7 protein-coding genes are annotated in these 7,574 nt (G+C 57.6%); all 7 read left to right on the forward strand.

Annotated elements, in window-relative coordinates; genetic code table 11:
• On the forward strand, positions 1-351 hold a 351-nt coding region (locus tag V6C07_RS12290), incomplete at its 5' end, for a fumarate hydratase C-terminal domain-containing protein (RefSeq protein ID WP_333536769.1).
• 57 nt (positions 352-408) lie between these two features.
• Positions 409-1,038 (forward strand): succinate dehydrogenase/fumarate reductase transmembrane subunit, encoded by a 630-nt coding sequence (locus V6C07_RS12295; RefSeq protein WP_333536770.1) that lies wholly within the window; start codon positions 409-411, stop codon positions 1,036-1,038.
• Positions 1,039-1,048: 10 nt separating this feature from the next.
• Positions 1,049-2,905, forward strand: a complete 1,857-nt coding sequence (locus V6C07_RS12300) for a fumarate reductase flavoprotein subunit (protein ID WP_333536771.1) — start codon at positions 1,049-1,051, stop codon at positions 2,903-2,905.
• Positions 2,906-2,916: 11 nt separating this feature from the next.
• Positions 2,917-3,702: a fumarate reductase iron-sulfur subunit gene (locus V6C07_RS12305; RefSeq protein ID WP_333536772.1), complete on the forward strand. Its 786-nt coding sequence runs from the start codon at positions 2,917-2,919 to the stop codon at positions 3,700-3,702.
• Between the two features lie 111 nt (positions 3,703-3,813).
• Positions 3,814-4,485 carry a CBS and ACT domain-containing protein gene (locus V6C07_RS12310; protein WP_333536773.1) on the forward strand — a complete coding sequence of 224 codons (672 nt, stop codon included), beginning with the start codon at positions 3,814-3,816 and terminating at the stop codon, positions 4,483-4,485.
• A 349-nt stretch (positions 4,486-4,834) separates the two neighbouring features.
• Entirely contained in the window at positions 4,835-6,106 is a 1,272-nt protein-coding gene (locus V6C07_RS12315; RefSeq protein WP_333536774.1) for an NAD(P)-dependent malic enzyme, read from the forward strand.
• A gap of 583 nt (positions 6,107-6,689) precedes the next feature.
• The coding region (locus V6C07_RS12320; protein WP_333536775.1) for a radical SAM protein at positions 6,690-7,574 on the forward strand (885 nt) is incomplete at its 3' end.

The raw sequence follows: 7,574 nt of genomic DNA on the forward strand, positions 1-7,574 counted from the left end.
CGGCCCGGCCAGCCCATAGGCGCCGCCGGTCCCACCACCTCTGGGCGCATGGACGCCTATACCCCGCGTCTGCTGGATCAGGGCCTTAAAGGCATGATCGGCAAAGGATACCGCAAGCCGGAAGTGGTAGAGGCCATGAAAAAACACGGCGTACCCTATCTTGCGGCCGTGGGCGGGGCCGGGGCGCTTATTGCCCGGGCCATCAGGAAATATACGGTGCTGGCCTACGAAGATCTGGGGCCGGAAGCTGTCGCCGCCATGGAAGTGGAGGATTTTCCGGCCATTGTGGTCATAGACAGCGACGGCGGCAATTTTTACGAAACGGGGCAGGCTCCGTACAAACGCATCTGAAGGCATAGCTGTTTTTCATAATGGCCCAGGTACAGAATACTTGTAGAAGGAGTTGTCATGGCTTTAAGCAGAACCCCTGGGGAGGCAAAAACCCGCCTGGATTTCTGGCAGGCAGCCTCCGGCGTGGTGTTGGCCCTGTTCGTATGCGTGCATCTGACGCTGGAAGGAACTGTCGTGTTCAGCCCGGCGCTGACAAACGGCATAGCGTGGTTTCTGGAAGCCACATGGCTGGCCCAGATCGCCGCACCTCTTATCATCTTGCTGATAGTATTTCATTTTTACATCGCGGCAAGAAAGATGCCCTTCCGCGCCAATGAACTCGGCATCTTTGTACGCCACAGCAAAAGCCTGAAAGATTTTGACACCTGGCTGTGGCTTGTGCAGGTATTTACGGCCATTGTCATTCTTCTGGGCGCTTTTTACCACGTGTATACCGTCATGACAGACCTGCCCATCACTGTGGCGGGCAGCGCCAAGCGCCTGCATAGCGGCTGGCTGGCCTTTTATGTGCTCTTTCTGCCCTGCGTCATCCTTCATACGGGCATCGGCGTGTACCGCCTGGCCGTGAAGTACGGCGTCTGCACCAAGAGCACGAAGCCTGCATGGCGCAAGTGGGTATGGATTGTTATGGGCTGTTATCTTTTGCTTGGAACGCTGGCTCTGACCCGCGTCTGGTTCCTGGGATAGGGGGTGCCGTATGCGTATTTTTGAATGTGACGTCTTGTGCATCGGCGCAGGTCTGGCCGGGGAACGTGTGGCGGTTGAGGCGGCTCAGGCCGGCTTCAGGGTTATCTGTCTTTCCGTTGTGCCTCCCAAACGCTCGCACTCTTCCGCGGCAATGGGCGGCATGCAGGCGGCCCTTGGCAACTCCATCATGGGCGAAGGCGACTGCCCGGAAATCCATTTCAACGACACGGTTAAAGGCTCCGACTGGGGCTGTGACCAGGAAGTGGCGCGTCTTTTTGCCGAAACCGGCCCCATAGCCATGCGTGAAATGGCCTGGATGGGCGTACCCTGGAGCCGCGTTGTTCCGGGTGAGCATACCTATTATAAGGGCGGCAAACCTTTTCAGGCCACGGAAAAAACGGAAAATGAAGGGCTGATCCACTCGCGTGCCTTCGGCGGCACTGCCAAGTGGCGTACCTGTTACACCTCGGACGGCACAGGCCACGCCGTGCTGTTCACCCTGGACAACCGCCTGCTGCAGCTTGGCGTGGAGGTACACGACCGTACCCAGGCCGAGGTGCTTGTGCATGACGGCCAGCGCTGTATGGGCTGCGTGGCCCGCGACCTGCGCACCGGCGAGCTTGTGGGCTACTTCGCCAAGGCAACCCTTATTGCCACAGGTGGTTACGGCCGCATTTACCGGGCCACCACCAATGCCATCATCTGTGACGGCGGCGGCCAGATCGCCGCGCTGGAAACAGGCGTTGTTCCTCTGGGCAATATGGAAGCCGTGCAGTTTCACCCCACGGGTACAGTGCCCACGGACATTCTGGTCACCGAAGGCTGCCGCGGCGACGGCGGGACCCTGCTGGACGTCAACGAATACCGCTTCATGCCCGACTATGAGCCGGAAAAAGCGGAACTGGCCTCGCGCGACGTGGTCGCGCGCCGCATGACCGAGCACATGCGCAAGGGCCTTGGCGTAAAAAGCCCGTACGGCGACCACCTCTGGCTGGACATCCGCCACCTGGGCGAAAAGCATATCACCACCAACCTGCGTGAGGTATATGACATCTCCACGCACTTCCTTGGTGTGAACCCCATTCACCAGCTCATTCCCGTGCGCCCCACCCACCATTACAGCATGGGCGGCGTACGCATCAATAAAGACGGACACGCCTACGGCCTTGAGGGCCTGTTCTCCGCCGGAGAGGCCGCCTGTTGGGATATGCACGGCTTCAACCGCCTGGGCGGCAACTCCCTGGCCGAAACCATTGTCTCCGGGCGCATTGTGGGCAAGAAGCTGGTGGAATTCCTCAAGGGCTATGAAACCATATTCTCCACGGCCGAGATGAACGCGGCCGCCACAAAGGTAAAAGACCGCATAGCCGCCCTGCTGCGCGGCACAGGCGATGACTGTTACACCCTGCGCAATGAAATGCAGGATGTCATGATGGAGCATGTGGGCATTTTCCGTAACGGCAAAGACCTTGAGGCTGGCGTGAGCAAGCTGCAGGACCTGCTGGAACGCTGCGGCAACATGCGCCTGGCAAGCGGCGACATCCCCGGCCCCAATGCCGAGCTTTCAATGGCCCTGCGGGTTCCGGGCATGCTCAAGCTGGCCCTGTGTACGGCCTACGGCGCGCTGATGCGTACAGAAAGCCGTGGCGCTCACGCCCGTGAAGACTACCCCGAACGCAATGACAAGGATTGGCTCAACCGCACCCTGGCCTACTGGAAGGAAGGCGACAGCCTGCCCACACTCAAGTATGAACCGGCTACGCCGTTCTATATTCTGCCTCCCGGTGACCGGGGTTACGGCGGCGGCAAGATCATTCCCGGCGACATTATGGAAGACCAGATCGTTCCCTACGATCAGAAAGGCTAAGGGAGGGTACCATGGGACGTAATCTTACATTTGAAATATTCCGTTATAATCCGCTGGACCCTCGCTCATTCCCGCATATGCAGACCTTCCAGCTTGAAGAGCACCCCAGCATGACGCTCTTTATCGCGCTGAACCTCATACGCGAAAAGCACGACGCTTCCCTGCAATTTGACTTTTGCTGCCGGGCGGGCATCTGCGGTTCCTGCGGCATGGTCATCAACGGGCGGCCTGGCCTGGCCTGCCACACGCAAACCAGCGACCTGCCCGACCACATCACCCTGCATCCCCTGCCGGTTTTCAAACTGCTGGGCGACCTTTCCGTGGACACGGGCACATGGTTTCGCCATGTGGGCAAAAAAATCGAATCGTGGATACACACCAATAAAGAGTTTGATCCCAACGCCCAGGAAGAGCGCATGAGCAACAGCCTGGCAACGGAGATCTTTGAACTGGACAGGTGCATTGAGTGCGGCTGCTGCGTTGCCGCCTGCGGCACAGCCCGCATGCGGGAAGATTTTATTGGGGCCACTGCCATCAACCGCATGGCGCGCTTCTATATCGACCCGCGTGACAACCGCACCCCTGCGGATTATTATGAACTTATCGGCGATGACAACGGCGTGTTCGGCTGCATGGGGCTGCTGGCCTGTGACAGCGTATGCCCCAAGCAACTGCCCCTGCAAGACCAGCTCGGCATCATGCGCCGCATGGTCAGTATGGAATCGGTGAGGGGCATCCTGCCTGAATCTCTGCGCAAAAAACTGCAAGGCTGCGGTTGCGGCTGCGCCAAAAGCTAAACCGCCAGCACAGGGTACAGGCCCGAAGCCCGCTGCTCCGGGCCTGTACCGCATACGTCCTGAATTCTTTGCCCGGCGGAAAAAGCCTCATCCGCCAAAAGGAAGGATGCCATGCTTATATTAGACTGGATGAAGCCCCACGTAATCACTGTCGTGCCTGACACCTCCCTGCTGCAATGCAGAAAACTTCTTAAAGATAACCGCATCAACTACCTGCCGGTAGTGGACCGGGACAACATCGTGGTGGGCCTTATCGCCTCTGCGGACCTCAAGGCTTTTGCCCCGCAGCACGCCACCGGCTTTGAAATCCTTGAAGCCCTGGACATTCTGGCCGAAACAAAGGTCAAGGATGTCATGGTGGTCGCCCCTGTTACCATCCATTATAACAATACTGTGGAACAGGCCGCCAAAACCATGTTTGACAGGCACGTGGCTTGTCTGCCGGTCATTGACGATGAAGACAAGCTGGTCGGCATCATCACGGGGTGGGACATTTTCCACGCCCTGCTCAACATGAGCGGCGCGGAACAGGGCGGCGATGAAGCGGGCTTTGTTCTGCCCAACCAGCCCGGAACCATCCGCGAGATTCTGGATACACTGAAAACGCACGGCATGAGCGTCATTTCCGTGCTCTCGGCTGCCGCTGACAATGGCATGCGCCAGGTAAAAATACGCTTTCGCGCCCAGGATGCCGCCGCCCTGGACGACACTTTTGAAATACTCAAAAAACACAGTGGCTTGCGCTATTGGGCAAGAGACGGCAAGGTTCACATGAAAGACTAGAGCAGTTTACAGTTGAAATACGCTGACTGCTCTTGCAGGGATTTTTATGAAAATCCCTGCCGTGAAAGGCCAGCGGGCAGGTCCTTGCCTGCCGCAAGCGAGAGTTTCAAGTGGTAACAGCTTGGATTTTCGGCGCATCCGTGTGGTCTGTTCGCCGGATGCGCCATAAATCCATATGTCATAAGCCCGCATCTGTGCCGAAGCCGGCATGCGGTGCGAAAAACACCATGTACCCAACAGCCCGACAGGCTGTTCGCTTCCGCCTGCCCATGCCGGTCATGGGTGCAGCCCCCCGCGCCGTGCGGAACGCGCCGCCCGGAAGCGCACCACATCAGTCAAGGAGTGTACAATGTCTCGTATCAAGAATCTGCGGGATGAAGCCCTCGCCATGCATAAAGAGTATCAGGGCAAGATCGAGGTGCGCGTGAAAGCGCCCGTGCGCGATACCGACGACCTCACCCTGGCCTACTCGCCCGGCGTGGCCGAACCTTGCATGGAAATCTACCGCCAGCCTGAAACCCTCGACGTCTATACCAACCACTCCAACTTTGTCTGTGTGGTCTCCAACGGCACTGCCGTTCTGGGCCTGGGCGACATCGGCCCCGCAGCCGCCATGCCTGTGATGGAAGGCAAGTCCCTGCTGTTCAAAACCTTTGGCGATGTGGATGCCTTTCCCATCTGTGTCAACACCAAAGACACGGCCAAAATCATCGAACTGGTGGAGCTGATGGGTCCCACCTTCGGCGGCGTCAACCTTGAGGACATCAAGGCTCCGGAATGCTTTGTCATTGAAGACAGCCTGAAAAAAAACGGCGTCTTCAAAGGCCCCATCTTTCATGACGACCAGCACGGGACCGCCGTGGTCACCCTGGCCGGACTTCTCAACGCGCTCAAACTGGTGGACAAAAAACTTGACGACATCACCGTGGTCACCAGCGGCGCAGGTGCCGCCGGTATTGCCATCATCAAGCTGCTCATGGCCCTTGGCCTGAAAAACGTCATCATGTGCGACTCGCGCGGGGCCATATGGGAAGGACGCAGCGAAGGAATGAACGCCTACAAGGAAGACATCGCCCGCCGCACCAACCCGCAGAAGATCAAGGGCGGCCTGGCCGAGGCCATCAAGGGTGCCGATGTCTTTATCGGCGTGTCCGCTCCGGACACGCTTAATGAAGACATGATCCGCAGCATGGCCAAAGACCCCATAGTCTTTGCCCAGGCCAACCCCATCCCAGAAATATGGCCCATCCAGCGCGCCCTGGACGCCGGAGCCAAGGTTGTAGCCACGGGCCGCTCCGACTGCCCCAACCAGATCAACAACGTTCTGGCCTTCCCCGGTATTTTCCGCGGCGCGCTTGATGTTGCCGCCACGGACATCAACGATGCCATGAAAATTGCGGCGGCCTACGCCATTGCCGAACTGGTCAAGCCCGAAGAGCTCAGCCCCGGCTATATCATTCCCTCCACGCTTAACAGCGAAGTGGCCCCCCGGGTGGCCGCGGCCACGGCCAAAGCCGCCATGGAAAGCGGCATCGCCCGCAAGCCCACAGACCCGGAAGTTGTGGCGGAAAATCTGAAAAAAAGACTGGCCGGCCGCCAGATTGCGTGCACGAAGAAATAGCGTCCACTACCGCTTTCTGACACGCCAGCACCACGGCTGAACCCGTACAGACAGGGTTCTCTTCCGAAAGCAGGACTCCTGCTTTCGAGAGAGAACCCCTTTTTTATGGCCCTACCATCTGCGAAAGCGCCTCCCTTTTCCTATGCGTTCCGTCCGTACCTGCACAAAAAACGTCTGATAATCGCACCTGTGCAGCACGGCTTCATCTCAAGGCAGGCGGAAAGCTGCCAATCCCCGGGGTGAGCCACGCACATCAGAGCAGATTAACTTTGAATTGTTTCATATTTCAAAGTTTTCATTCAGCCGAAAAATATGGTTCTCGGCTGAATACACGCCGTGTTGTGGCGCGCTGCACTTTCGTGCGCAGTGCTGGAACTTTTTCATTTTTTCAACATTTAACTGCTCGGCACCAAAACATAGCAAAAGAATAAAATTATAATATAGTGTTATTATTGAAAATTTTAAAAAATATCATTTATTTTTCAAAAGGGAATTGACTTTGGATTTCATTTTTGTAAACTCGACTAAACAAATTAGACAAGACTAACTATGGCCGACCACACGGGCCAATAAAGGAAGAAACATGCAGTCCGACACTCAAGCATTGTCCCCTGATCAGGCTGTTTGCCATAGCCTCTCCGACCCGGATTCCTTTATCCGGCCCAACCCGGACAAGTTTTTTGCCCGTGAGGGTGTATCGCCCCTTTCTCATGCCTTTGACGGCAAGATCGCCATTCACCCCGGTCTGGGCAATCAGCCCCTTGCTGAAGAAGAAATGCGGCCAGCCCTTGAAACACTTCTTGAAACGCCCCTGCAGGGCAAAACCGTGGCGTACATTCACGTACCCTTTTGCCAGACCCATTGCCTGTACTGCGGGTTCTACAACAAGCACTATGGCGAAGACGACAGCCGCGTCTACACGGACGCCCTGCTGGCCGAGCTGGCCCAGTGGCGTGACTGCGTTGCCGTGCAAAGCACGCCCGTGCATGCCCTGTACCTGGGCGGCGGCACTCCCACCGCCCTTGAAGCTGCCGACCTGGAGCGTATCCTCAAAGCCGCCCGCGAAAATCTGCCTCTGGCAAACGACTGCGAAATCACCATTGAAGGCCGCCTTGCCAACTTTGACGCCCGCAAGATGGAAGCCTGCCTTGCCGGTGGAGCCAACCGCTTTTCGCTGGGCGTGCAGAGCTTCAATACGGAAATCCGCCGCTCCATGGGCCGCCTTGGCACACGGGAAGACATGATACGCGGCCTTGAGCTTCTCATGAGCTACAATCAGGCGGCTGTTATTGTTGACCTTATTTATGGCTTTCCCCGACAGACCATGAACTGCTGGCTTGAAGACATCGCCGTGGCCCAGTCCGTCAACCTTGACGGGGCCGACTGCTACCAGCTCAACGTGTACGGCCAGACGCCCCTGGGCAAGGCCATCCAGCAAGGCAGCATTCCTCCTGCCGCCGACGCGCCC

The organism is Desulfovibrio sp. 1214_IL3152 (assembly GCF_036763055.1).
Classification (GTDB): Bacteria; Desulfobacterota; Desulfovibrionia; order Desulfovibrionales; family Desulfovibrionaceae; genus Desulfovibrio.